Source organism: Exiguobacterium sp. UBA5002, assembly GCF_002396765.1.
In the GTDB taxonomy this organism is placed as follows: Bacteria; Bacillota; Bacilli; order Exiguobacteriales; family Exiguobacteriaceae; genus Exiguobacterium_A.
On sequence record NZ_DGYQ01000017.1, the window covers coordinates 7,554 to 31,149 of the forward strand.

Consider the following 23,596-nt stretch of genomic DNA (forward strand, 5'->3'; position numbering starts at 1 on the left):
TTCATGCAAGAGGGACATGAACGACGATTCGATCTGTTGTGGAGACGTTTAAAGCCGAAACAACGAGAAGATGCAGCGATGGTCTCGATGCTGTACCTTGCGACAGGACAGCCACAAGTGCTCGAACGGTTCTCGGATTACTTCTTTCCGGATAGCGGTGAGTTTTTTGATCGTGAATTTCTAGCTGAACCCTATCCGAGTCCAGCGTTAGAATCAATCATCCACTTGATCGTCCAATTGTATAATGGACGAACGACGATCACGATCATCGAGCTGATTGAACGATTGGATGAGCAACAGATGTCGCTCGTACTCGAAGCGATTAAATTGCGGGCATACGGATGTCAGATGCTACAAAAAGGTGCGAAATCGTAACGCCACTCGTATGAATCCGATTGATGAAGAAACTCCTCTTCATCAATCGGATTTTTTGTGAGGGAAGAAAAGTTGTAAGTTCAAGAATCGGTAAGAAGATGTTCGTGAATCAGAGTTCATTTAAATAAATCGCCATGAAAATAAAAGCTAAGTTTATTCACGAAGAACTAATTGAGATGGGCGGCGACTGGAAATAAGATGAAAGTATCAGTAAAAGGTGGTCTAACTATGGAAGGAGTGACATCATGCAGCTCAAAGAATCGATCTACTTTCACTCACCGATTTTCATCCAAAACTTGTTGACGACTTTACAAGGACGTCGCCTGTTCCATGAACGATACGGTCCCGCCTATCAGCAACGTTTACAAGAACTGAAACAGAAGTTAGGACGACCGCATGACGTTCGAGCAGAACAATTGCATCGATTAAACGACTTCCTTTCTTTTTGCCAAACACATAGTCCATACTATCAGGAATTGTTTTCTACCATTGCACTAGAGCTCCCGCTAAAATCGATTGACGAACTAAAACAGATTCCCCCTTTGACGAAAGAAATCTTACGCCAACAAAATGAGGACGTCCATGCGCACGTCCATGCCCCGATTCTCGGAAAAACGGGCGGTACGACCGGTAAATCGATTCAAGTGCATTATACAAAGGAAGACATGCAAATCCGGATGGCACATCTTGACTTCTTCAAGTGGACCCATGGAGTCGATCAAGGGATGCGCCGTGCAAGTTTTACCGGTCAAACGCTTGCTTCCCCGCAACAAAAGGCACCGGTTTATTGGCGGACGAATAAAGTCATCAATCAGATGTTGTTCTCGATCAAAAACATCAATCCGAAAACCGCCGCTGCATACATCGAACAACTGAATCGGTTTCAGCCGGAATCGATTGATGGTTTGCCTTCAGGAATGATCGAAGTCGCACGATATGCTAAAAAATATGGGATGACCTGTACGTTTCGACCGAAAGCGATTTTCCCGACGGCAGAGATGATGACGGCAGAAGAACGAGCACTCATCGAAGACGTCTTCCATGCACCGATCTATGATCAGTATGCGTCGTCAGAAGGGGCGCCGATCGTCGCCGAATGTCCTTATGGGAAAAAACATCTACATTATGAGATGGGAATCATTGAACGCGATGAGGACGGCGAAATTCTTGTAACGAGCTTCGATACGCACGGAACACCTCTCGTCCGTTACCGCGTTGGCGATCGGATGACGCTCAGTCAGGAAACGTGCCCTTGTGGTCATCAAGGTCCGATCATCGCTTCAATCGACGGACGGGGGAGAAGCTTCATTCAACTCAGAAACGGACACCGTGTCTTTGAAGGCGAACTTGCGGGAATCGTTCGAGCGTTCCCGAACTGTATCGAACGCGTACAATATATTCAAGAGACGCGGGACGAGGTTGTTTTATTATATGTTCCGGATGAACGATGCTTCGAGAAAGAACATGAGAAGAAGCTCTTTTTCGTTCTGGACCGACTGTTTGACGGACAATTGAATGTCGTCATGCACGCGGTACCGGAAATTCCGAAAGAAATCAGTGGAAAAACGTTACTGATTAAACAACAGTATGCATGGCACACAAAAAAGCGAGATCACTGATGATCTCGCTTTTTCGTGTGTCCTGAAACCATCAGTCGCGCGGACGCACCGGAATCCAGATGGCAGATTGATAATCGGCGGCAGATGGGTCGCCTGCCGAATAAACTTCGAGTTCAGCGTGAGGGAGAGGATCATATTCATGCGATGGGAGCCACTCTTGATAGATACGCTGCCACATCTCTTGAATGGCATGCGGCATTGGACCAACGACCGGAAACGTCGCCCAAAGACTCGCCGGAATCGTCATCGTTTCCTGATCGGGTAGGATTTCTGTTGTCGTCGTCGCGATCCAATAATCCATCGATGTTTCGGTGAAATTGGAGCAGACACCAATCACACCTTCAATCTGACCGTCATTTTGTTTGAACAAAGTAGCATCTTGACCAGAATGATTTACATCATTCCAAAACAACGGAATCAGCTGTTTTTGGGCACCATCTTGCGTCGAGAAATGTTTTCGCCATCCTGAAATCTGTAAAGCCGGTCGTTCGATGAGTTGGTAATCCATTTGCTCCAGTCCCTTCAAGGTCACCTGAATGCTCAGGCGGTTATAGGCGTGAATCGGACGTCGCTCGTTTCGCATCAACGTCGGCGAACAACCATGCTGACGTTTGAAAGCTTTTGTGAAAGATTCCGGCGTCTCGTAACCAAAACGTAAGGCGAGATCGATGATTTTTTCGTCCGTCTGTGTCAATTGTTGCGCTGCGAGCGTCAGACGTCGTCCTCGGATGTATTCCGGTAACGTCATCATCGCAAGTAACGAAAACGCCCGTTGTAAAGGATAAGCCTGCATCTGAGCGACTTTTGTCAAAACGTTGAGATCGAGCGAGTCTTCTAAATGATCTTCGATATAGTCAATAACGCGTTGAATCGATTCGAGCCACATCTTGTCACCTCCTTGTTTTCAGTATAGTAGAGCGATGATCGTCGGACCTGTCCAAGGTGATAGCAATTTGTCAGGAGGCATGTTCCCTTATTTTGTCATATTCCTGTCAGGTACATAGGCTATTGTAGAGACATCGAAACCGTTACTTCCCTTGCGAAAGGACGTGATGACATGGGTATCAAAGAGCAGATCTACAAGCGCTCTCCTCTATTTCTCCAGCACCTCTTCACAACCCTCTATGGGTATCAATTGCATCGCGAACGTTATGGACCGGTCTATCAAGAACGGTTCCGGATGCTCCTCGAACGAGAACATACGACGATCGACGTCAAAGCGGAACAACTTGATCGTTTAAATGACTTCCTTCGCTTCTGTACTGAACACAGTCCCTATTACCGTCAGCTCTTCACTTCACATGACATTTGCCTACCGTTAACGGACTTATCCGAACTAAAACATATTCCTGTACTATCAAAAGAAATATTACGAACGCACATGGAGGACATTCAAACAGATGTCGCTGCGCCAATCATAGGGAAAACGGGTGGAACAACAGGCACGTCACTGCAAGTACGATATACGATACCGGATATGCAAATTCGCATGGCCCATCTGGATTATTTCAAGGCGACCCACGGTGTCTACCGTGGCATGCGACGAATCAGCTTTACGGCACAGGATCTCGTACCCGAGCGTCAACAGGTGGACGTCTACTGGCGGATGAATCGAGCGGCGAATCAACTCTTGTTCACGGTGAAACGGTTATCCCCACGGACGATGGCAGCGTATCTTGAAGCCATCGAACGTTTTCAACCAGAAACGATTGATGATCTTCCGTCAGCGATGATTGAGCTCGCCCGGTTCGCGAAGCGAGAAGGGATCCGCTTGACGTGTCAACCGATTGCGATTTTCCCGACGGCAGAACGGATCGACGCGGAAGAGCGCCAAGTCATCGAAGAAGTGTTTCACGGACCAGTCTTTGATCAATATGCATCGTCTGAAGGGGCACCTATCGTTTCTGAATGCCGGTTTGGTCAAAAACATCTGCACCATGAGATGGGGATCATCGAACTCGATTCATACGGGGAGATTCTCGTGACGAGTTTTGATACTCACGGCACCCCCCTCATTCGCTACCGGGTCGGAGATCGGATGACGCTCAGTCAGCGCACCTGTTCCTGTGGTCACCCGGGACCAATCATCGAATCGATTGACGGCAGGGGGCGGGCCTTCATCCAAAAACCGGATGGGAAAAAGATTTTTGAAGCGCAACTGTCGAGTCTTGTCAAACATTTGCCAAACAGTATCGAGCGTATTCAATATGTTCAAATGACGACAGATAGCGTATCGATCTACTATGTTCCGGACGCAGAGCGGTTCAGTCAATCAGACGAACGAATTCTGATGGAACGGCTGTACCGTTTATTCGGTCGTGATATCCATCTCGATGTACAAGCCGTATCTTATATCGCTGCCGAGGAAAGCGGGAAAATTTTACTCGTTAAATCAAGTTTAACAGGATGAAGGTAACGGGCAGATCGTGACATCTGTCCGCTTTTTAATGATTTTTCATCATACCTCAGTTAAAAGTACATGTTAAAACACCTCCACTGTTAGTACTTCTAAAAGATGTACCATTATAAAGGTGTTTTAGATTACCTCATTCATTCAATTCGTTTTTGATATCTCTTACCTTTTTTAAAAGCCATTTTTTATTTTCTTTGTCTTTTACGATGATAAAATCTTCTTTTCCTTTAACAGAATAAATGGTGGACCCGACTGAAAAAAGATTCGATTGACTGTTCGCTTGGGGCATTTCATATGCTTTTGTTTTCTTTAATATCGTACTAATTTTTTCTCCTTGTCGCTTTGATGCATCCAATTCAGCTTCTGTTCCACTATACTCTTTGTTATTCACAATGACGATCATGGCATGACTAGCTTTGTCCTCTGTACCGGTTTGACTGTATCCGAATAAAAATCCAATGAACACAATGACGAATATCTTTTTCATCGGAACCTCCATATATGAGTATTTGTTGAGTAATAACGTAAATTCATGATAGGTAAAAGTCCCTTCCTTTACCAAGTATAAGGTAAAATAAGGAAAAGGAGGGGGATAGATGAAACCTCAGATTTTACTGTTAGGCATGTTCCATCTCGATCGCCCGACCAATGGTGATTTGATTCGTCCAGCAATTTTTGATGTCGCGTCAGAAAAAAGGCAACGAGAAATCCAAGAAGTTGTTAATCGATTGAAGGCATTTCGACCGACAGGCGTTGCCCTTGAGACGTCACCTGAACGCATAAGTGACCTGCAGCATACATATGAAACCTATCAATCCGAGAGCGACTTAATCGAAAATGAACGGCAACAAATCGGCTTTCGCTTAGCCCGGATGGCGGGAGTAGCAGATCTCCATGGGATCGATTGGAACGAAATCGTACCCGGCGTACCGGATTTAGGAATCGTCCGTTCACATCATCCGGAAGCCTTTGAGACAATCGTCGCGGCTGAGATGAAGCGGACAGAACAGTTAGAGCACGCGATGGAGCAGTCATCATTCTCCGAATGGCTCGATCGATTGCACGCTGAAGAAACGATTGCAGCGTCGGCTAGAATCTATGATCAAATCGAACGACTGGAGAGCGGTCGGATTTGGGTTGAACGCTACTGGCGAGTCCGCAATCAAGAGATTGCAAATCGTTTACTGCACCTCGCTCAGGCGAACGAACGAATCGTCTGTTTGTATGGTGCTGCGCACCTCCCGTTATTACGACAATATTTGAATGAATCGAACCAAGTCGAAGTGATGACGTGGAACGATTGGAACAACAAAAAGGAGTGTATGTAAATGCTATTTCACTACCATATTTGGACACCACATTTGGAAGAAACAGAAGCTTGGTACACGGCACGCGGATTTCACGTTTCCCAGCGGATCGGGAAGAAAGATGGAGAATTTTCGTCGTTCAATCCACCTCTATCATGGAATGATTTTCGAGCAGATCAAATTTTATTCCGAATCATTGAAATGAAACGGGGAGCGGTCAATGTGACGATCGGATTCGGAAAAACGGTTCGCTTCGATCACATCGGATTTTTGATTCAGCCTGGTGACGTGCAAACGATTCTTGATCGCGCAGAAACGTTAGCGTTCAAGGTCCAAGCGAACGAGCGGCGGACGTTCTTACAGACACCATACGGATTACGGATTGAACTGCAAGTACATGAAGATGCGATTGCGAATACTGATGGAACGACACTTGAGCGTTTAATTCTAACGACACCGTGCGAAGGATTAGAGGCGGATTTAACGAAACTGTTCGATCGACCGATTTCACAAATCCAAACCGTCCGCGGAGAGAAGACCGTCTTACAAGAAGCAGTTTTTTCCGACGTATCGCTCGTAGGTACGGATCCGAACGGTGTTCAGCTCGTCTGCTCATAATCAACGAATACTTTAATTGGGAGATCTGGCGTTTCCATTAAGCTAGCAAAGCAACTGGCAAGCTCCGAAAACGAAGTCTCGTGTTCGAACAAAGCGGGCAATGTCGCGTGACGATCGTCTGAAAAGAGCCAGTCTGCATGCTTGCGGTAGTCCCAGCCGTCACTCGATGCAATGATCCGAAGTTCTTTTGCGTGAAACACGGGCGTCAACGTCAAGGCTTCCCGGTTGCCGTCCGATAAGACGCAGATTGCACCATGAGGACGGACAGCAGACTGAAGCTCGGCAAAGGCCGCTTGGCGTCCGGAGCATTCGATGGCGGCGTCATACATACTTGAATCCGGTGTGACGACACGTGCACCTAATTGACGTGCTAACTCCGCTCGGGACGTAAGCGGCTCGATGATATCAATCTGACGAACGTTGATATAATGCCGTAAGTAATGCACTGTCAGCAAACCGATCGTACCCATTCCAGAAACTAAGACGCTAGTGTCGGGTGTCAATGTATGCTTACGGACGCCTTTTGCCGCGTCACAGGACAGAATTAGTAGTAAGGCTTCACGTGGTGAGACATAAGCAGGAACCGGGATGACCTTCGATACAGGTACGATCGCCTGATCTTGATGACCATAGAAGCTGACAACCCGATCTCCGGGCTTGACGATTTGGACGGCGTCACCAACTGCAAACACTTCGCCATAACTTTCATATCCTGTCTCGAGCGGATAGTCATAGCTGGTTTCGGTCATGTCTTGTTCCAGCCATTGGGGAAGTTCGGCACCGATACTAATGGCACCGGCTAGAGTGCGGACGTGGACGTCATGGATGCCAAGCGGCGGCAGTTCCCGAACAAGATAACGAGGTGTCTTCGACTCCACAAGACAGCAAATCGTTGTAGTGTTCAACATGTAAACCTCATTTCATTGTTGGATTGATGACATATGGATCAAGCATATACCACTTTACTTGTAAAATATAACAATTCGAAACTAGAAATGATGTAGAATAAGAAAGAAAAGGAGGGAATCGAATGGAACCATTATTGATTTTGGCATTGCTCGTGTTTGTATTTTTGACGTTTCGGTATAGTAAGATCCTCGTCCGAAAGGATATTTCTGCTGCAAACAAACGACTCGCGATCGTCTTTTATTTGATTGCCGTCAGTGGACTTGGCGCTGTCGTTTATTTCAACGTATAAGGAGGACCACCCATGCATTCAACGACTAAACGACGAATCGGTGCGTATATCATCAACCAAGCTGTTTATTTGGGACTTTCCTTCGTCATCGAAAAAACGGTGTTACGACGTGTGAAGTCAGAAGTCGTTCACGCCGTCGTGACACAACCGACGATCAGTTTTCTAGGTGAAGTCGCGCAATTAAAATTGTTGAACGGAAAAACGATTGGTGGTCAGATTTTCGGCATCCAGGTTGAAAGTGAGAACGGATTGCCGTTGACGACAAAACAAATCGTCCGCCGAACAGTCTATCGTGATACGGTCTCGCTATTTAAGATTCGACCGTACTGGAAACCGTTTCTTGACAACGGACAACGATTACCGGAAGATGACTTCGCGAGAACGATCGTCCGCTTGAACCGGGAGAAGCTAAAAAATGAAGCTTGATTTTCATGTCCATAGTGTCCGTGCATCTCAACCTACAGGAGTCATTCTGCTTTATCATGGTTGGGGCGGAACGGCTGTTTCTTATCTAGAGTTTGCGCGACAATTATCTGAAGAAGGATACGATGTCTTCATCCCGGAACTTCTTCGGCATGATCAACGTGATCCGCTTGATCATCCATTTGATCCAGAAATAACGACGGCCTATTTTTGGTCCGTCGTCGAACAATCGATTTCGGATGCGACAGCTATCATCGAACAATCAGGCTGGCATGTTTCAGACGTGATAGCGATCGGTGTCTCGATGAGTGGGTTCATTGCCCACGGGATCATGTCGCGTCAGCCGATTAAAGCACTCGTTGCAATCAATGGGGGCGGTGCCTATCTTGAAGCGGAACGTCAATTCCGCGTTCGCGATGGGCGACCGGTCATCAAAGAAACAGAGGTACCATGGAAGTTCGATCCAATCAGTGTGATGGACGAGCGTCCGCGGTTGCTCCTGCACGGCGATGCCGATGACATCATTCCACTATCGATCCAGCAGTTTTATCACGCAACCGCTGTTCAAGCAGGTATGGCGCAAACGACCATTTTAGATGTTTTTCCAGGTGTCAATCATACCGTGACCGATGCTATGATCGAGCAACTGATCACATGGCTGAAACACGTCAAACTTCAAGGGGCGACAGATGGACTACATACGTTTTCTTCGCACTAAGGTCGGTCAAGAAAAAGTGATGTTGAACTTTGCCGGTGGGATTGTCTTTGACAAGGAGGGACGCATTCTTCTTCAAAAACGGTGGGAGCAACAAGCATGGGGCTTTCCCGGTGGCGCACTGGAACTGGGAGAGTCGCTCGTTGAAGCCGCACAGCGTGAGATTTTTGAAGAGACCGGTTTTCATGTCAGGATCGAACGTTTGAGTGGTGTCTATTCGAAGTACGAAGAGATGTATCCGAACGGGGATGTCGCCCAGCCGATCGTTCATTTTTTCGTTTGCCGAATCAATGGGGGGCAATTCACGATTGATTCCGATGAATCACTCGACGTTGCTTTTTTTGAAAGAGACCAAATGCCAGAGCTCTATAGCGAACTGCATCAAACAGCCTGGAACGATTTTTTGACAGAAACGAGTCCGGTCTTTCGATAATGCAAAACATCCTTCTGATTTTAACGTCAGAGGGATGTTTTTACATACGACATATTCAGCGTTCAAAGCCACCTTCGGAATGGATGACTTGCCCGGTCACCCAGCCACCGTCAGGACTGACGAGGAATTGGATCAATCGTGCGACGTCTTCCGGCGCACCGATTCGCCCGAACGGAAAACTAGGTTTAAGCACCGTCCGGGTTGCTTCATCCATCCAAGTCGAGTCTGTCGGACCCGGATTAACCGCATTGACGGTGATGCCAAGCGGTGCCACGGCTGCCGCGTAAGTCTTCGTAAAGGTCGACAAGGCACCTTTTGTCGTAGCGTAAGCAATCTCGTCAGGCATCGGACCGAGATCCTGTCCGGACGTCAGTTGAATGATACGACCGGACGTTAGATGTGCTTCAACGAATTGTTTCGTGAAACGTGTCGCGAGCAACAACGGTGCCCGGAGATTGACGGCATAGTGTTGATCAAGACTGGCTGCATCAAGTGATCGCCAATCCGTCATCGTCGAATGGGCAGCGTTATTGATCAGGATACTTGGTGTTCCAAAGTCTTCTACCTGATCGAATAAATCATCAGCGGCATCTGCTTGCCCTAAATCAAGTTCGATCGCAAGGACGCGGGCACCTTGATTTTCAAGTTCGGTCGTAAAACTAGTCGCCCAATCCGCTGTTACTTTAAAATAAGTAAAGACCAGGTCATGTCCAGACGAGGCAAGCTGGCGGCAAATCGCAGCTCCGATGTCGCGTGTCTGACTGGCACCGGTCACGATGGCAATCGGTCGTTTCGTCATATGTACGCTCCTTTACATAGATACATTCAAATAAATGAATGGTTCCAAATGTTTACAAAAACAGTATAGCGTAAGAAAGACAATGAACGGAAGCGTTATCATGATTTAACATACTGATTAAATGCATGTTTTGACTTGAAATGTGGTAAAGAAAAAGTGTACGAAATTATTCGTTAAACAGGTGGGGAAGGATGAATCGATCATGAAAGCAATCGTCTTATTCGACGGAGAATGTAATCTCTGTGACGCGAGTGTCCAGTTCATTTTGAAACGAGACAAAGGATATCATGATTTTGCTTCGTTGCAAGGGGAAACAGGACAAGAAATCGTCCGTCGTCATCATCTTCCGGAAACGATCGACAGTGTCGTTGTGATTGACCGGGGTGTACCCTATATCAAATCAGATGCAGCGTTACGGATTGCCCGTCATTTAAAAGGTGGATGGCGTCTGTTGAGTGTGTTTCAGATTGTTCCACGTTCACTTCGAGATCGCGTCTATGATTTCGTTGCAAACAACCGTCATCGCTGGTTTGGACAAAAGCAGCAGTGCGCGTTACCGTCACCGGAGACGCGAGCTCGATTTCACGACTAAAGATGAAAAACCGCGACGAATCGGTCGCGGTTTTATTAAGTACATGGATTTTTTCTCGTTAAGCATACAGATTAGGATCATTAAAAAATCGTTCTACCTACTTCTGAAAAAAATTGTAGATTTCAGTCCTTCCAATCCTTTAAGATAGTCGATATATGTGCAGATGCACGTTTGATTTAAATTAAGGTTCAGTTGAAGGCTCTTGAGAAGAATGAGTTCTCGCTCTTTCATTATGAAGGATTAGAAAAGAAGGTGAAATGCATGAAGATGACTCGCTCTACGGACTATGCCATTCGTGTACTGATTTTTGCGGCGTCCCATCCGACTCGGCTCGTACAAATTCAAGAAGTGGCAACATATTATGATATCTCTAAGAACCACCTAATGAAGATCGTTCATGCATTGAGTAAGTTTGGTCTCATCATTTCCGTGCAAGGTCGTAATGGTGGCTTTAGATTAGCAAAATCACCGGACACGATCACACTGGGAGAAATCGTTCACCTTTTTGAAGAAGTATCTTATCTGGAAACCGTGTCTGTAACACATGACAATAGCAGTTTACAAAATACGCGTCGTGCATTCGATCGGGCATTTTCGTCCTTCAAAGAAACGTTAAGTGCTTACACGTTGATTGATCTAATGGCGCCAACACGGGTTGATTGAAATTACGACCTGAAGCTGTCAAAGCGTCATCCTAAACGAAGCAGGTCGAGCCACATCAGTGGTTCGGCCTGCTTTTGTCTTACCCTGTACAGAGCATCAAGACGTTGCCGTCGGGATCTGCAAACGTAAAGTAAGCAAAATCATCGAAACGTTCGATGTCACGAATGATGGGTGCTTGTAGTGATAAGACGAACTGATAGGAGGCATCGATGTCCGTCGTATAAAAATTAAACAAGGCATGAGGGGAAGGGTGATGTTGATACGTTGCGTCATTCGAGTGATCATCGAGCGTCAAACTCGTTGGACCTTCGAGTGGGAGGTTGTAAACAGGTGACGAGACACGCGACACATCAAACGGCAACTGCAGTAACTGGTGATACCAAGCGGCGGCACATTTCACATCCTGAACATGCAAAAAGACAGCGTTCAAGCGGGGCGCAATAAGGTGGGTCGAAATTGACATGAGCATCTCCTCCTTTGTTTTCATACATGTTCCTTTCGATAACCACCTCTTAATTCCTTCAATCCCTATAAATGGAATATGGTATGATATATCAGGAAAATCATTTACGAATGGGAAAGGAATGATAATATGGAAACCATCATCTGTACGACGTGTGGTGTCGAACAAATTAATCCGCAACGTGAAACGTGTCCGATTTGCTTAGAGGAAAGACAGTATGTCAATCCAACTGGTCAAACGTGGACGACGCTCGATGCCATGCAAACGTTAGGAACGTATCAAAACGTCATTAGTGACGACGGAGCAGGCGTCTATGCGATTCAGACGACACCGGCGTTCGGTATCGGTCAGACGGCATATCTTGTCCAAGGAAAATCGTTCAACCTGTTATGGGACTGCATTACATATCTTGATTCTACAACGAAAGAGCAACTTGACGAATTAGGCGGGATTCAGGCGATTGCTTTATCACATCCGCATTATTACGCGACACAAGTCGAATGGGCGGAGACTTTTGACGTGCCGATCTATATTCATGAAGATGATGCGTCGTTCGTGACGCGACCAAGCGAACGCATCGTCTTCTGGAGTGGTGAACGCTTGGAATTGGCGGAAGATGTGATGTTACATCGCATCGGCGGTCACTTCAAAGGAGCAGTCATCTGTGAACGAAAAGACGCATCGGCGGGGCTATTGTTGACAGGGGACATCATTCGGATCGTTGCTGATCGGACGTGGGTCAGTTTCATGTACAGTTATCCGAATGTGATTCCGCTTCCGGCAAAGACGGTCGCGCGAATGGCAGAAACGTTACGTCCGCTTCACTTTGAAAAATTATATGACGCCTTTCATCGGAAAATCGAAACCGGCGCGTCTGAAGCAGTAGCACGCTCTGCAGAGCGGTACATTGCTGCCTTGAACGGGGACTGGTTCACGACATGAAGTCGCGCTTGATCGTCATTCGTGGGAATTCTGGTAGTGGAAAAACGACGCTTGCCAAAGCGTTACGATCGGTTTTACCGGATAGCATCTTGTTTTCACAAGATGTTATCCGCAGGGAGATGTTGAACGTAAAAGATGGACCAGGAAATCCGGCGATTCGCTGGATCGAGGAGTTGGTTGGACTTGCTGACGGACGCCACGCGACGATTCTGCTGGAAGGCATTCTTGCACAGGACTGGTACGGTGAGATGATTGACCGGTTGGAACGTCGCTTTACGTCACGTTACGCGGCGTATTATTTTGACGTCTCATTCGAAGAAACCATTCGTCGCCATGCGATGCGCCAGCCGACGGAGTTTTCTGAGACGGATATGAAACGCTGGTGGATTGATAGGGATCACCGCCCAACGGATCGTCTTATTGCTGAGGATACATCGATAGAAGCCATGATTCAGAAAATAAAACAAGAGCAAAAAGGGGAGAGCGAATGACACACTACATTTTTGACATGGATGGAACGTTGTTTCAAACGAATGCCGTGCTGTCGCATGCGCTAGAAGAGGTCTTTCAAGAGTTGCGTCAAACGGGACGCTGGGAGGGGGAAACCCCACTCGCCCTCTATCAGCAGATCATGGGCGTCTCGTTACCGGAAGTCTGGCAGACGTTACTACCGGACTTTTCGGCCACAGACCAACAAGCTGCGGATCAAAAGTTTCGACGTAGCATAGAGCAGGCAGTCAAGGCGGGGCACGGTTGCCTATATCCAGGAACGGTCGAGTTGCTAAGTCGTTTGAAACAAGCGGGTCACTCCGTCTATATCGCAAGTAATGGATGGCCGTCCTACTTGTCAGCGATCGTGACGACGTATGGACTCGAAGCCTATATCGATCATGTCTATAGTATCGAAGACATCCGTTCCGGTGATAAATCAGCACTCGTACGGGAGATTTGTAAGACGCACGACATCTCGTCAGGCTACGTTGTCGGTGACCGCTTATCTGATTTCAAAGCGGCGCATGCGAACGGACTGGTAGCAATCGGTTGTCAGTTCGATTTTGCGCAAGAGCAGGAACTCGCAGTCGCGGACCGCGTCGTAAAAGAGTTGAGTGCTGTTTATTAAAAAGAGCCGTCTTCTGTGGAAGACGGCTCTTACTTATAGCGATTATTCTGCCCACCAGAGAGCATCGTCTGGTTTCTTCGCGATCGACGCGACTTCTTTTTCACTCGATACAGTCGGATGCGACCCTTTCAGTGCCTTACCAGCTGTATTCTTAAAGAAAAAGAAGAACGTGACGAAGCCGATGACGCTGACTGCTGTTAGATAGAAAGCAGGAGCGAGCGGGTTTTGTGTCGTATGAACGAGCCATGTCGAAACGAGTGGCGTCGTTCCACCGAAGATCGAGACAGAGACGTTAAACGTCACGGATAGCGTCCGGTAACGGACATCCGTATAGAAGATACTCGGTAGAAGACTTGGCATCGTTCCTTCAAAGATCGCCAAGAAGAAGCCAAGGATGAAGATTCCGATCCCGACGAACAAGAGTGGTTTAAGACCAATCAAGAAGAACGACAGGATTGAAAGCAACGATAGTCCGGCTAACGCGAAAAGAACAATATTGCGATTGCCTTTTTTGTCACTAAGCTTCCCGAAGAAGTAAGCGAGCGGAATCATGATCACCATGACACCAGTAATTAGAATCGTACTTGTCGAACTTGACATACCGATGACTTCATCGAGGTACGATGGCATGTAGGACAAGAGCATATAGTTCGTAATGTTGAAGAAGGCGACAGCGATGAAACAAACGATGATATCACGTTTGTGGTCACGCAGGATTTCGCGGAATGTCGCGGGTTCTTCTGTATTTTCATTGATCTCATTTTCGAAGATCGGTGATTCATCCAAGTGACGACGTAAATAGAGACCAAATAAACCGAGTGGTGCCCCAAGAATGAAGGGAATTCGCCATCCCCAAGATGCCATTTGATCATCCGATAAGGTGACGAAAAGTGTTGTAGCAAGTAATGAGGCGAGAATATATCCACCGAGTGTACCGATTTCAAGTCCACTTCCGAGAGCACTCCGTTTGTTATCTGGTGATGACTCAGCGATGTAGACCATTGCACCGGCGTATTCACCGCCAGTCGAGAATCCTTGTAAAATACGGGCTAACAATAACAGAATCGGTGCCCAAATTCCGATTTGATCATAGGTCGGTAATAGTCCAATGATGAGCGTCGAACCAGCCATCATGACGATCGTCGTCGTTAAGACGACCTTCCGCCCGAGTCGATCTCCAATTCGTCCAAAGACGATTCCGCCGATTGGTCGCATTAAAAAAGCGATCGCAAAGGTCGCAAATGTAAAGACGAGCTTCAGTTCATCATTTTCAACAGCGCTAAAGAAGTTTTGACTGATGATGATTGCGAGATAGGAATAAAGACCAAAATCGAACCATTCCATCGCATTCCCAATTCCGGTCGCGTAGACACTTTTTTTGGTTTGCTTCATGTCAACGACATTGACTTTTTCTTTTCTGAATTTCATAAGTTCTGTTCACTCCCTTTAATAAGTTCGTATCGTACCATAGCAGGAAATGAAGTCAAGTTGCTAATGTGCTTAACCACTTGGAAATGATTGAAAATGGCTCTGTGCCTGGAGTTGTCAAACCGTTGCGACTCTAAGGACGAACAAAGGTGTGCATTTTTTATGAAAAAAATTGAAAATTTTTTGGGTGTTTTCATAAATTCGAAATAATTTTCATGTGTTTTCACAACGAAAAAATCAGTAATCCGTCTTTAGGATGAGGGAAATAAAACTATATTTTGGTAATTTTAAAATGAGGGTGGAAAGTAAAGGAGAATGCTTATGAAAAAGAGATGGATCGCCATTATATGTCTTGGGCTCATTGTAGTCGTCGGTGGTTGGTATGCTGGATTTCAAGAATCGAAGGTATCCAGTTTTCCAGTGCCACGATTTGCTACGGCAGTTGAAAAACAAGGCGAGTGGAAAATCAAAACGCGTCTTGTCTCGAAAACCGATGGACCGGGTCTACTCTATGGAACTCGGATTCGCCAAGCCGGTTGGAAAGAGCTCGATCGTGAAGGAGCGACAGCATGGTATGAAAAAGACAGGAAAGTGATTGCCTTGACGACGTTTGATGGGGAACTGTATCTCGAAAATTCGAGTAAAGAAGAGATCGGTATTTAAAGCATGCGATTATTTGTAAAATGGAACGGATGGAGTCTGTTTTTCGCTTTGATTCTCTTTCTTCCTGTTGAGATGACATTAAACATTGAACGTATTATCCGCATAACGGGAACATCATATCAGTTTTTTTACCTAATGGATTTTCTATAATCACGGTGTGTATGATCCTATTCTTTACACCTATTCGTCTGATGAAGGGGATAATAGTTCGAAGTCGACTTACTTGGTCGTTTTCCTTTAGTTAGATACCGTATTTTGTCTTCATGTCGTATGCATTGAGTCAGTGGTTCCCAGTCATGTATCCTACTGATTTTCCGAGCCCAGTTCTTGGCTTATTATTGATTGTCGTTTTAGCGATTTATCCGTTTTGTATATTAATTTTAGTTAGTTTCTTAAAAGAAAAAGCGAAATCCGATGCAACGTCTTCAGTAAAATGAAGACGATCATCAGACTTCGCTTTTTTACTTTTTTCGTTTGTTAAAGATATAGTCCGTTTGCCTGAACGACGAATTGTGAATGTTCATAGTGGTATGTGATGACGGAATAGTCGAACGGACGACCGTTCGTCAAATGAAATACTGTCTCAATCGTTAATCCAGGATCGCCCTCGGTGAGCCCCAGATGACGAGCCGACTCAGCGCTTAACTTCCCGACGTGCATATACATATCCGAGAACCCAATATTCAATTGGAGTGCCGTCTCTAAGTATTCGAAGATCGACTGCTCGACGATTTCACGATTTAAGTACGGAACAATCGATTGACGATAGTAAGACTCTTCGAGACAGAGGATCTTGCCGTCGATGTAGCGGATTCGCTTGACGTAATAAATCGTCTCACCTGCCTCGATCCCGAGATTCTTCGCGATGTTAGCGGTTGCAGCAATTGATTCGAGTGCGAGAACGGTCGACTCGATCGTATGACCGACGAGATTCTGCTTGAATCCTTGGGTCGAGAACAGGCGAATGTAGCCAGTGCGATTCGTCTTCCGGACAAAAATCCCGCTTCCACGGACTTGAAAGATGATTCCTTTTCGTTCAAGTAACTCAAGTGATTTTGTCATCGTCGTCTTACTGACAGCGAACTGTCGGATCAACTCTTCGAGAATCGGGAGTTTGTCCCCTTGTTTCAACTGATGTTGTTCTATGTACCGTTCGATTTCATCGGCTGTCTGTTGGTATTTCAGCATAGGACACCTTCTTTTCTTGCGAACTTTTTTCTTTCTTCAGTATAGCATAAGCCATTTCTTGATTAATAACATGGTAAATTTAATTATTTATGTATTTATTAATTGTGCATGTACAATTAAAGTGAAAGGGTATTCAAGCGTCATATTCAGGGGAGGTACACGATATGGGCAAGGTTCGCGATTATCAACAATTGGCGCATTCGATTTTAGAAGCTGTCGGGGGAGAAGACAACGTCATCAGCGCCGTCCGATGTGCCACACGACTTCGTCTTGTATTGAAACGATCGGATTCGTCAGCTAAGGAAACTGTCAGTGCATTACCTGGCGTCATTACGGTCGTTGAGTCTGGCGGGCAGTTTTAAGTCGTCATTGGTCAACACGTCGGAGAAGTTCATCAAGAATTTTTGAAGCTCGTCGATTTGGAACAATCGGAAGCGGAAGAGGCACCGAAAGGGACGGTCCTCAACCGAATCATTGCGACGATGTCAGCGGTCTTTGCACCGTTCGTCTACATCTTAGCTGCAGCGGGGATTCTGCAGGGAACTTTAATTTTGACGACGCTCGTTTTTCCAGCATTTGCGAAGACAGGTACTTATGAAGTCTTCAGCTTCATCTCATGGGCACCATTTACGTTCTTGCCGATTTTCATTGCCATAACGGCAGCGAATCATTTTAAGGTCAACGCCTTCATCGCGGTCGCCTGTATTGCGGCACTTGTCAGTCCAACATGGGCAGATATCGCAGCACGCATCACGGCTGGTGAATCCATCACGTTCCTAGGAATCGCTTTATCCGGTACAACGTATACGCCATCGGTCTTACCGCCATTATTCCTCGTCTGGATTTTGTCCTATGTCGAGCGATTCCTGAACAAGACGATTCATGAAGTCATTCGTCCGTTGTTCGTTCCATTCTTCAGTATGGTATTGATGGTGCCGCTTACGATTCTCTTGATCGGACCGATCACGACACTTGGTGCAGAAGGGATCGCAAACGGGTATAACTACTTAGCGGAGAATGCTCCTGCGGTAGCTGGTCTCATCATCGGTGGCTTCTGGCAAGTCATCGTTATCTTCGGTGTCCACTGGGGTGTCACGCCGATGGTGCTCGCAAACTTCGAGCAATATGGTCGCGACTCGTTCCAAGCCTATCAAACGATTGCCGTCATCGCCCAAATCGGTGCTGTCATCGGGGTCATCTTGAAAGCACGTAACAAAGAAACGAAAAAAGTCGGGGTCTCAGCCGGACTGACGGGCATCTTCGGTATCACGGAACCAGCCATCTATGGGGTGACGCTCCGTTTTAAAAAACCGTTTATCTATGGCTGTATCTCGGGAGCAATCGGCGCTGTCACGGCAAGTTTCTTTAAACCGTATTACTTTGCCTACGCCGGATTACCGGGACCATTGACGCTCGTCAACGGCATCGATTCCGACTATCCATCGTCGATCATCGGCTTATTGATTGGAACGGCGATTGCCTTGATTCTACCGATCGTTTTGATTCAAGTGTTCGGTTTCGGGGAGCAGGCTGCTCCGGTCGTAGCACCTGAAAGTACAGCGACACCAGTTGCAAAACAGGAAGTCAGCGCAACTCTGACAAATGAAGAGGCGCTTCGCGCACCACTTGAAGGAACGATTGTTGCTTTATTAGATGTACCGGATCCTGTATTTGCTTCCGGTGCGATGGGACAAGGGGTAGCGATTCGTCCGACGAACAACCGGGTCACGGCTCCGTTTGACGGTACTGTCGTCATGGTCGCCCCATCAGGTCACGCGATCGGATTACGCTCGACGAGTGGTGTCGAAGTTTTGATCCATATCGGTCTTGAGTCCGTGACGCTCGACGGTAAACCGTTTACGCTTCACGTCAAAGAAGGCGAATCCGTGACGACAGGCGATCTCCTCGTAACGTTTGATGCGACAGCGATTGAAGCGAATGGACTCGAGACGATCACGCCAATCATTATCACGAACACGCAGAGTTATGCACAAATCCTACCGACGGACGAGACGGTCACGACGGCAAACACACAGATCTTGACGATCATCAAGTAAGAGAAATAGAAGGAGGACATGAAGATGAAGACATTACCAAATGATTTCCTATGGGGCGGTGCGTTAGCAGCGCATCAATTCGAAGGCGGCTGGAATGCTGGCGGAAAAGGACCGAGCGTCGTTGATGTATTGACGGCAGGAGCACACGGTGTTGCACGGCGCATCACGGATCAGGTAGAGGAGAATGAATTCTATCCGAATCACGAGGCGATTGATTTTTATCACCGTTATAAAGAGGACATCGCCCTGTTCGCTGAGATGGGACTGAAATGTCTCCGGACGTCAATCGGGTGGAGTCGGATTTTCCCGAACGGAGACGAGGCAGAACCGAACGAAGAAGGACTGAAGTTTTATGATGACGTTTTCGACGAATTACTGAAATACGGCATCGAACCGATCATCACGCTGTCGCACTTTGAGATGCCGCTCCACCTCGCACGTGAATACGGTGGATTCCGCAACCGGAAAGTAGCGCTGTTCTTCGAAAAATTTGCGGAAGTCTGTTTCACGCGTTACAAAGACAAGGTCAAGTACTGGATGACGTTCAATGAAATTAACAACAAGATGGACGTCAGCAATCCACTGTTCCTCTGGACGAATTCAGGTGTCCTCCTCGACCCGAATGAGAACGCTATGGAAGTCATGTATCAAACGGGACACCATGAGTTACTCGCGAGTGCACTAGCTGTCGCGAAAGGGAAAGCGATCAACCCGGACTTCGAGATCGGAGCGATGGTCTCACACGTACCGATCTATCCTTACTCATCGCATCCGGAAGACATTTTGCTCGCTGAGACATCGATGCGTCAGCGCTATTTCTTCCCAGACGTCCAAGTCCGCGGCTACTACCCGTCTTACGCGTTGAATGAGTTCAAACGGGAAGGGTATGATATTCCGATTCTAGACGGTGACGCAGAAATCTTGCGAAACGGAACAGTCGACTATCTCGGATTCAGTTACTACATGTCGACGACCGTTAAACATGATGCTGTCGTCAATAACACGGGAAATATCGTCAACGGTGGTCTCGCAAACGGCGTTGAGAACCCATACATCCAGTCGAGTGATTGGGGTTGGGCGATTGATCCGGTTGGTCTCCGATATGCGATGAATCGTCTATACGATCGTTACCAGATTCCATTGTTCATCGTCGAAAACGGCTTTGGTGCAATCGATACGATCGAGGATGGTCAGATTCATGACACGGCGCGAATTGATTACTTGCGTGCGCATATCGAAGCATTCAAAGCCGCCGTACTCGAAGATGGCATCGAATTGATTGGTTACACGCCGTGGGGTGTCATCGACATCGTCTCCTTTACGACAGGGGAGATGAAAAAGCGCTATGGCATGATTTACGTCGATCGGGATAACGAAGGCAACGGATCAATGGAACGGATGAAAAAAGACTCGTTCGATTGGTACCGTCACGTCATCGAGACGAATGGTGCTGCGTTACACAGTTCAGAGACAGCAAAATGATGAAGCAAGGGGTAACGGAAAAAATCCGTTGCCCCTTTTTTTAAAGAATTAGAACGAAAAAGAAGTGGGGTATGGCACACTTAGGAAAAAACGGGGGACCGGTAAATGATCAAAAAACGCTATGCCGATCGACGTGACTGGCGTCGCATCACACAACGACACTATGTTCATGAACAGGTAGAAAACGAGGTGTTCAACGGACATGTGACACTTCTTCAACTGATTGAAGTCACTTCACCGTTAGATGTCCGTTATGGTGACGAAACGATTCGAATCGCTGACGCTGGTTACGTCTGGGTACAACAATTCCCAAGTGATGCCCATCATGCCGTGACCTCGATGTTTGACGCCGCAGGTCAGTTAGTACAAACCTATATCGATATCTGTCTTCGTACCGGAGTGGAGGACGGACGAGTCTACTGGGAGGTTCTGTTTCTCGATCTGATCACCTTGCCATCGGGACAAGTTTTGTTAATCGACACGGACGAACTAGAAGCAGCACGAGATCAAGGGGAGGTCTCACAAGCGGAATATGCGCTCGCTTGGGCAGAAGCGAAGCGACTGCAAAAACAACTACAAGATGGATCTTTTCCGCTAGTCGCGCATGCAGAAGTGATGAAAAGGCAGTTAGAGCAGCAACTCAAGCAGGGAACCCCGCGCTGACGGGATTCCCTGCTTTTTAGGCATGTTGTTCTTCTTTCACTTCGTCCGTTGTAAAATACTGTTGCTTGTGCGGGAGGAAAACCATTCCAAGAAAACAGATTGTCACCAACACGAGCAAACCAGCGAACAGGATCGTACTGAAGCGAATCGACCAAATATCGCCGAGTAGACCAATGCTGACGATCGCTAGAATCTGGAGCAGACTGACGCCGACACCGTAAAGACTCGTAAAGCGTCCCATCAAATGAAGCGGAATATTCGTCTGTTGGAACGTCAGAAAACCGGTTCCTGCAAATGCGTGGAAACATCCGAGCAACAAGAAACCAGTACAGACGATTGAAAACGAATTCGCACTTGCGTACAGCATATAACCGATAGCGACAAACGTATAGCCAATCGTCAGCATCGTCCGAACAGAAAGGGTTTTAGCGTAGCGAGCGACGATCCAGCTACCGGCAACAGAACCAATCCCCGTTAGGCTCATGAGTAAGCCGTAGTCGGTTTCTGATAAGCCGATGCTTCGCTGTAAAAAGACGACTTCTTGCGTATCGAGTGCAAGCGTCGCAATCATCATCAGCATCGCGAAGACATACAATCCAGTCACATAATGCGCGTCTTTACTGAACTGATAGACAAGCCGCCAATCGGACAGGATGTATTGTAGCTGCATCCCTCGATCGACCGAAGCGGAAAAACGCGGCAACCGCATCAACAGAACCGCTGATCCGAGGAATGAGACGGCATTGAGCCAAATCGCAACGTCAGCAGAAGCGACATATAAGAGTCCACCAGCGAGAGCCGGACCAATTAAAAAAGCACCAGACGTGATCAGACTACGATAGGCATTAAATGATGTCCGGTCGTCTTTCGGTACAAGCGTCGTGATATAGGTTAAGGTCGCTGGTTCGACGATAGATTTAATGACGGCTAAGGCAAGCAAGTTGATATAGAGCATGGATAGTGGTAGAAATGGCAAAATGCCAATCAAGATTGCACGGAGTAGATCGGTCTGAATCAATAAGCGACGTAAGTCGGATCGGTCGACCCAACTACCTGCAAACGACTTGATGACGAGTGAGACGACCGGGCTGATGATCCAAAGCGCAGCAACAGCGGACGCGGAGCCGGTTAAGCGATAAATATAAACGTTAATCGCAACAAGATAAATGAAGTCGCCGAACTGTGAGATACCGAGAGCGCTTAGGAGCGTCCGTTCACGAGAAGACATGACATCATCCTTCCTTACATCATTTCCCAATAGTGTACCAGAAAATTCTGATAACCTTTTCGTATATCTCTATACTTTTTACTGATGAGTGGGTATACTTGGAAAAAATCAAAGAAAGAAGGACTTGTTTATGATATCAACCCTCGGCTTATATCGAGCATTACCTGTACTTGAAACAGAGCGACTCCGTTTGCGTCCAGTTCGCATAGAAGATGCAGCAGATATCTATGCCTATACGAAAGACGAAGAGACGGCACGATATGTCAGCTGGTATGCCCATGAGACGCTCGAGGATTCGGAGAAATTCGTCGAATATATCCTCCGACAATACGAACAAGGTAATCCTGCACCTTGGGCGATTGAAGACAAAGCAAGCGGTCGAGTTATCGGCACGATTGATTTCATCAAAGTGTCGTTTGAGCAACACCAAGCAGAACTCGGTTATGCGCTGTCGCGCGACTACTGGGGAAAGGGTTTGATACCGGAAGCAGCAGCGCGTCTTGTGCAGTACGGTTTCGAGACGCTCGGTCTTGAACGTATTCAAGCACGCTGTTTTGTTGCGAATGACGGATCAGCGCGTGTCATGGAAAAGATCGGCATGACATTTGAAGGCGTCTCTCGGAGTGCTTTGTACGTTAAAGAGCGTTTCTGGGATTTAAAGATTTATGCGATCACACGTAGTGATTATGAAGGAAGGTAAGAGATGGGTTCACGGCTAATGCATGCCTATATCGGACAACGATTGATTATGTTACTACCGGAAATAGAGCCTGCTCGATTCCTTCTAATAGAACGATATGAAGAACGAACGCATCCACTCGGCTTAGGATGTGTTTTTTCTTTATTCATTTTTTAAATTTTAATTCAAAGCAAAAAACTCGGAATAAGTTTAATTTTATGATATATTGGAAATAAGAAAAGTAAGGAAGTAAGGAATACAAGAAAAATACAGGAAGAAGGAAGTTCGTAATGGAGCTATCAAAGTTAACGTCAAAAGGACAGATCACCATTCCTAAAAAAATTAGGCAAGCCTTGCAAGTGGAGGAAGGAGATCGCGTGGCATTCATTGAGGAGGACGGATTTGTCATCATGGCGAAAGCGGATTTGAAACAGCTGCATGATCTTCAAGATATATTGAGTGATGAGACGTTCAAGGCGCTCATCCACAAAGCGAATCACCATTTGTAAAATTTAAAAATAGGAGGAA

The 23,596-nt window shown here is 46.7% G+C and carries 27 protein-coding genes and 1 pseudogene; 20 read left to right on the forward strand and 8 right to left on the reverse strand.

All coding sequences use genetic code 11. From position 1 onward, the window contains the following. A partial coding sequence (locus tag B4C70_RS03495; RefSeq protein ID WP_290776956.1) for a hypothetical protein occupies window positions 1-375 on the forward strand: 375 nt, incomplete at its 5' end. 245 nt (window positions 376-620) lie between these two features. Next, a complete protein-coding gene (locus B4C70_RS03500; RefSeq protein ID WP_290776957.1) occupies window positions 621-1,994 on the forward strand; it encodes a phenylacetate--CoA ligase family protein in 1,374 nt (457 codons plus the stop codon). A 31-nt stretch (window positions 1,995-2,025) separates the two neighbouring features. Here B4C70_RS03500 and B4C70_RS03505 read toward each other — a convergent pair whose 3' ends face one another. Further along, a complete protein-coding gene (locus B4C70_RS03505; RefSeq protein ID WP_290776958.1) occupies window positions 2,026-2,880 on the reverse strand; it encodes an AraC family transcriptional regulator in 855 nt (284 codons plus the stop codon). A gap of 171 nt (window positions 2,881-3,051) precedes the next feature. On the opposite strand from B4C70_RS03505, the gene B4C70_RS03510 reads away from it, so the two are divergent. Next, window positions 3,052-4,404: a phenylacetate--CoA ligase family protein gene (locus B4C70_RS03510; RefSeq protein WP_290776959.1), complete on the forward strand. Its 1,353-nt coding sequence runs from the start codon at window positions 3,052-3,054 to the stop codon at window positions 4,402-4,404. A gap of 136 nt (window positions 4,405-4,540) precedes the next feature. Here B4C70_RS03510 and B4C70_RS03515 read toward each other — a convergent pair whose 3' ends face one another. Beyond that, on the reverse strand, window positions 4,541-4,894 hold the full coding sequence (locus B4C70_RS03515; RefSeq protein WP_290776960.1) for a hypothetical protein: 354 nt from the start codon (window positions 4,892-4,894) through the stop codon (window positions 4,541-4,543). Window positions 4,895-5,003: 109 nt separating this feature from the next. Here B4C70_RS03515 and B4C70_RS03520 point away from each other — a divergent pair, with 109 nt between their 5' ends. Further along, window positions 5,004-5,735, forward strand: a complete 732-nt coding sequence (locus B4C70_RS03520; protein WP_290776961.1) for a DUF5694 domain-containing protein — start codon at window positions 5,004-5,006, stop codon at window positions 5,733-5,735. Continuing rightward, window positions 5,736-6,332 (forward strand): hypothetical protein, encoded by a 597-nt coding sequence (locus B4C70_RS03525; protein ID WP_290776962.1) that lies wholly within the window; start codon window positions 5,736-5,738, stop codon window positions 6,330-6,332. Here B4C70_RS03525 and B4C70_RS03530 read toward each other — a convergent pair. Further along, the gene (locus tag B4C70_RS03530) at window positions 6,314-7,240 is read right to left on the reverse strand and encodes a zinc-dependent alcohol dehydrogenase (protein ID WP_290776963.1); all 927 of its coding nucleotides are present in this window, start codon (window positions 7,238-7,240) and stop codon (window positions 6,314-6,316) included. The genes B4C70_RS03525 and B4C70_RS03530 overlap by 19 nt on opposite strands. 122 nt (window positions 7,241-7,362) lie before the next feature. Here B4C70_RS03530 and B4C70_RS03535 point away from each other — a divergent pair, with 122 nt between their 5' ends. The 4 genes from B4C70_RS03535 to B4C70_RS03550 are packed head-to-tail and all read left to right on the forward strand — an operon-like array spanning window position 7,363 to window position 9,101. After that, complete coding sequence (locus tag B4C70_RS03535) at window positions 7,363-7,530, forward strand: hypothetical protein (protein WP_193748171.1); 168 nt, start codon at window positions 7,363-7,365, stop codon at window positions 7,528-7,530. A 12-nt stretch (window positions 7,531-7,542) separates the two neighbouring features. Next, complete coding sequence (locus B4C70_RS03540; RefSeq protein WP_290776964.1) at window positions 7,543-7,956, forward strand: RDD family protein; 414 nt, start codon at window positions 7,543-7,545, stop codon at window positions 7,954-7,956. Continuing rightward, the gene (locus B4C70_RS03545; RefSeq protein WP_290776965.1) at window positions 7,946-8,671 is read left to right on the forward strand and encodes an alpha/beta fold hydrolase; all 726 of its coding nucleotides are present in this window, start codon (window positions 7,946-7,948) and stop codon (window positions 8,669-8,671) included. Before B4C70_RS03540 ends, B4C70_RS03545 begins: the two co-directional genes overlap by 11 nt. After that, a complete protein-coding gene (locus tag B4C70_RS03550) occupies window positions 8,643-9,101 on the forward strand; it encodes an NUDIX hydrolase (RefSeq protein WP_290776967.1) in 459 nt (152 codons plus the stop codon). The genes B4C70_RS03545 and B4C70_RS03550 overlap by 29 nt, the downstream gene beginning before the upstream one ends. A gap of 55 nt (window positions 9,102-9,156) precedes the next feature. Here the strand turns inward: B4C70_RS03550 and B4C70_RS03555 are convergent, their stop codons facing one another. Further along, window positions 9,157-9,900 (reverse strand): SDR family oxidoreductase, encoded by a 744-nt coding sequence (locus B4C70_RS03555; RefSeq protein ID WP_290776968.1) that lies wholly within the window; start codon window positions 9,898-9,900, stop codon window positions 9,157-9,159. 202 nt (window positions 9,901-10,102) lie between these two features. Here B4C70_RS03555 and B4C70_RS03560 point away from each other — a divergent pair, with 202 nt between their 5' ends. Next, entirely contained in the window at window positions 10,103-10,492 is a 390-nt protein-coding gene (locus tag B4C70_RS03560; protein WP_055968395.1) for a thiol-disulfide oxidoreductase DCC family protein, read from the forward strand. 261 nt (window positions 10,493-10,753) lie between these two features. After that, window positions 10,754-11,155: an RrF2 family transcriptional regulator gene (locus B4C70_RS03565; protein ID WP_290776971.1), complete on the forward strand. Its 402-nt coding sequence runs from the start codon at window positions 10,754-10,756 to the stop codon at window positions 11,153-11,155. 79 nt (window positions 11,156-11,234) lie between these two features. Here B4C70_RS03565 and B4C70_RS03570 read toward each other — a convergent pair whose 3' ends face one another. Continuing rightward, window positions 11,235-11,618, reverse strand: a complete 384-nt coding sequence (locus B4C70_RS03570; RefSeq protein ID WP_290776991.1) for a VOC family protein — start codon at window positions 11,616-11,618, stop codon at window positions 11,235-11,237. A 129-nt stretch (window positions 11,619-11,747) separates the two neighbouring features. Here B4C70_RS03570 and B4C70_RS03575 point away from each other — a divergent pair, with 129 nt between their 5' ends. From B4C70_RS03575 to B4C70_RS03585, 3 genes are read left to right on the forward strand one after another with little or no spacing between them, the layout of a single operon-like run. Then, window positions 11,748-12,560, forward strand: coding sequence for an MBL fold metallo-hydrolase (locus tag B4C70_RS03575; protein WP_290776993.1), 813 nt, complete (start codon window positions 11,748-11,750; stop codon window positions 12,558-12,560). After that, window positions 12,557-13,051 (forward strand): AAA family ATPase, encoded by a 495-nt coding sequence (locus B4C70_RS03580; protein WP_255998115.1) that lies wholly within the window; start codon window positions 12,557-12,559, stop codon window positions 13,049-13,051. The genes B4C70_RS03575 and B4C70_RS03580 overlap by 4 nt, the downstream gene beginning before the upstream one ends. After that, a complete protein-coding gene (locus tag B4C70_RS03585; RefSeq protein ID WP_290776995.1) occupies window positions 13,048-13,680 on the forward strand; it encodes an HAD hydrolase-like protein in 633 nt (210 codons plus the stop codon). The genes B4C70_RS03580 and B4C70_RS03585 overlap by 4 nt, the downstream gene beginning before the upstream one ends. Before the next feature lie 42 nt (window positions 13,681-13,722). On the opposite strand, the gene B4C70_RS03590 is transcribed toward B4C70_RS03585, so the two are convergent. Next, window positions 13,723-15,108: an MFS transporter gene (locus tag B4C70_RS03590; protein WP_058713244.1), complete on the reverse strand. Its 1,386-nt coding sequence runs from the start codon at window positions 15,106-15,108 to the stop codon at window positions 13,723-13,725. Window positions 15,109-15,429: 321 nt separating this feature from the next. Here B4C70_RS03590 and B4C70_RS03595 point away from each other — a divergent pair, with 321 nt between their 5' ends. After that, a complete protein-coding gene (locus B4C70_RS03595; protein ID WP_290776997.1) occupies window positions 15,430-15,771 on the forward strand; it encodes a hypothetical protein in 342 nt (113 codons plus the stop codon). A 477-nt stretch (window positions 15,772-16,248) separates the two neighbouring features. On the opposite strand, the gene B4C70_RS03600 is transcribed toward B4C70_RS03595, so the two are convergent. Continuing rightward, window positions 16,249-16,959, reverse strand: a complete 711-nt coding sequence (locus B4C70_RS03600; RefSeq protein WP_290776999.1) for a GntR family transcriptional regulator — start codon at window positions 16,957-16,959, stop codon at window positions 16,249-16,251. A gap of 164 nt (window positions 16,960-17,123) precedes the next feature. Here B4C70_RS03600 and B4C70_RS03605 point away from each other — a divergent pair. The 3 genes and pseudogenes from B4C70_RS03605 to B4C70_RS03615 all read left to right on the forward strand — a co-directional run bounded on the left by B4C70_RS03605 (window position 17,124) and on the right by B4C70_RS03615 (window position 21,161). After that, window positions 17,124-19,016: pseudogene (locus B4C70_RS03605) on the forward strand (beta-glucoside-specific PTS transporter subunit IIABC). A gap of 24 nt (window positions 19,017-19,040) precedes the next feature. Then, window positions 19,041-20,498, forward strand: coding sequence for a 6-phospho-beta-glucosidase BglA (gene bglA, locus B4C70_RS03610; RefSeq protein WP_290777001.1), 1,458 nt, complete (start codon window positions 19,041-19,043; stop codon window positions 20,496-20,498). Between the two features lie 105 nt (window positions 20,499-20,603). After that, window positions 20,604-21,161 (forward strand): DUF402 domain-containing protein, encoded by a 558-nt coding sequence (locus B4C70_RS03615; RefSeq protein ID WP_290777003.1) that lies wholly within the window; start codon window positions 20,604-20,606, stop codon window positions 21,159-21,161. A gap of 16 nt (window positions 21,162-21,177) precedes the next feature. Here B4C70_RS03615 and B4C70_RS03620 read toward each other — a convergent pair whose 3' ends face one another. Then, window positions 21,178-22,389, reverse strand: coding sequence for an MFS transporter (locus B4C70_RS03620; protein ID WP_290777005.1), 1,212 nt, complete (start codon window positions 22,387-22,389; stop codon window positions 21,178-21,180). A 130-nt stretch (window positions 22,390-22,519) separates the two neighbouring features. On the opposite strand from B4C70_RS03620, the gene B4C70_RS03625 reads away from it, so the two are divergent. Both B4C70_RS03625 and B4C70_RS03630 read left to right on the forward strand, forming a co-directional pair. Beyond that, entirely contained in the window at window positions 22,520-23,089 is a 570-nt protein-coding gene (locus tag B4C70_RS03625; protein WP_290777007.1) for a GNAT family N-acetyltransferase, read from the forward strand. Window positions 23,090-23,358: 269 nt separating this feature from the next. Beyond that, window positions 23,359-23,577, forward strand: coding sequence for an AbrB/MazE/SpoVT family DNA-binding domain-containing protein (locus B4C70_RS03630; RefSeq protein ID WP_035407592.1), 219 nt, complete (start codon window positions 23,359-23,361; stop codon window positions 23,575-23,577). The last annotated feature ends 19 nt before the right edge of the window (window positions 23,578-23,596 follow it).

Bases quoted from the DNA above. Each gene is read 5' to 3' on its own strand.
- B4C70_RS03625 (WP_290777007.1), top strand. From the start codon at position 22,520: ATGATATCAACCCTCGGCTTATATCGAGCATTACCTGTACTTGAAACA.
- B4C70_RS03550 (WP_290776967.1), top strand. From the start codon at position 8,643: ATGGACTACATACGTTTTCTTCGCACTAAGGTCGGTCAAGAAAAAGTG.
- B4C70_RS03520 (WP_290776961.1), top strand. From the start codon at position 5,004: ATGAAACCTCAGATTTTACTGTTAGGCATGTTCCATCTCGATCGCCCG.
- B4C70_RS03530 (WP_290776963.1), bottom strand. From the start codon at position 7,240: ATGTTGAACACTACAACGATTTGCTGTCTTGTGGAGTCGAAGACACCT.
- B4C70_RS03560 (WP_055968395.1), top strand. From the start codon at position 10,103: ATGAAAGCAATCGTCTTATTCGACGGAGAATGTAATCTCTGTGACGCG.
- B4C70_RS03575 (WP_290776993.1), top strand. From the start codon at position 11,748: ATGGAAACCATCATCTGTACGACGTGTGGTGTCGAACAAATTAATCCG.
- B4C70_RS03615 (WP_290777003.1), top strand. From the start codon at position 20,604: ATGATCAAAAAACGCTATGCCGATCGACGTGACTGGCGTCGCATCACA.
- B4C70_RS03630 (WP_035407592.1), top strand. From the start codon at position 23,359: ATGGAGCTATCAAAGTTAACGTCAAAAGGACAGATCACCATTCCTAAA.
- B4C70_RS03505 (WP_290776958.1), bottom strand. From the start codon at position 2,880: ATGTGGCTCGAATCGATTCAACGCGTTATTGACTATATCGAAGATCAT.
- B4C70_RS03525 (WP_290776962.1), top strand. From the start codon at position 5,736: ATGCTATTTCACTACCATATTTGGACACCACATTTGGAAGAAACAGAA.
- B4C70_RS03600 (WP_290776999.1), bottom strand. From the start codon at position 16,959: ATGCTGAAATACCAACAGACAGCCGATGAAATCGAACGGTACATAGAA.
- B4C70_RS03510 (WP_290776959.1), top strand. From the start codon at position 3,052: ATGGGTATCAAAGAGCAGATCTACAAGCGCTCTCCTCTATTTCTCCAG.
- B4C70_RS03585 (WP_290776995.1), top strand. From the start codon at position 13,048: ATGACACACTACATTTTTGACATGGATGGAACGTTGTTTCAAACGAAT.
- B4C70_RS03500 (WP_290776957.1), top strand. From the start codon at position 621: ATGCAGCTCAAAGAATCGATCTACTTTCACTCACCGATTTTCATCCAA.
- bglA (WP_290777001.1), top strand. From the start codon at position 19,041: ATGAAGACATTACCAAATGATTTCCTATGGGGCGGTGCGTTAGCAGCG.
- B4C70_RS03535 (WP_193748171.1), top strand. From the start codon at position 7,363: ATGGAACCATTATTGATTTTGGCATTGCTCGTGTTTGTATTTTTGACG.
- B4C70_RS03620 (WP_290777005.1), bottom strand. From the start codon at position 22,389: ATGTCTTCTCGTGAACGGACGCTCCTAAGCGCTCTCGGTATCTCACAG.
- B4C70_RS03590 (WP_058713244.1), bottom strand. From the start codon at position 15,108: ATGAAATTCAGAAAAGAAAAAGTCAATGTCGTTGACATGAAGCAAACC.
- B4C70_RS03540 (WP_290776964.1), top strand. From the start codon at position 7,543: ATGCATTCAACGACTAAACGACGAATCGGTGCGTATATCATCAACCAA.
- B4C70_RS03570 (WP_290776991.1), bottom strand. From the start codon at position 11,618: ATGTCAATTTCGACCCACCTTATTGCGCCCCGCTTGAACGCTGTCTTT.
- B4C70_RS03580 (WP_255998115.1), top strand. From the start codon at position 12,557: ATGAAGTCGCGCTTGATCGTCATTCGTGGGAATTCTGGTAGTGGAAAA.
- B4C70_RS03515 (WP_290776960.1), bottom strand. From the start codon at position 4,894: ATGAAAAAGATATTCGTCATTGTGTTCATTGGATTTTTATTCGGATAC.
- B4C70_RS03545 (WP_290776965.1), top strand. From the start codon at position 7,946: ATGAAGCTTGATTTTCATGTCCATAGTGTCCGTGCATCTCAACCTACA.
- B4C70_RS03565 (WP_290776971.1), top strand. From the start codon at position 10,754: ATGAAGATGACTCGCTCTACGGACTATGCCATTCGTGTACTGATTTTT.
- B4C70_RS03595 (WP_290776997.1), top strand. From the start codon at position 15,430: ATGAAAAAGAGATGGATCGCCATTATATGTCTTGGGCTCATTGTAGTC.
- B4C70_RS03555 (WP_290776968.1), bottom strand. From the start codon at position 9,900: ATGACGAAACGACCGATTGCCATCGTGACCGGTGCCAGTCAGACACGC.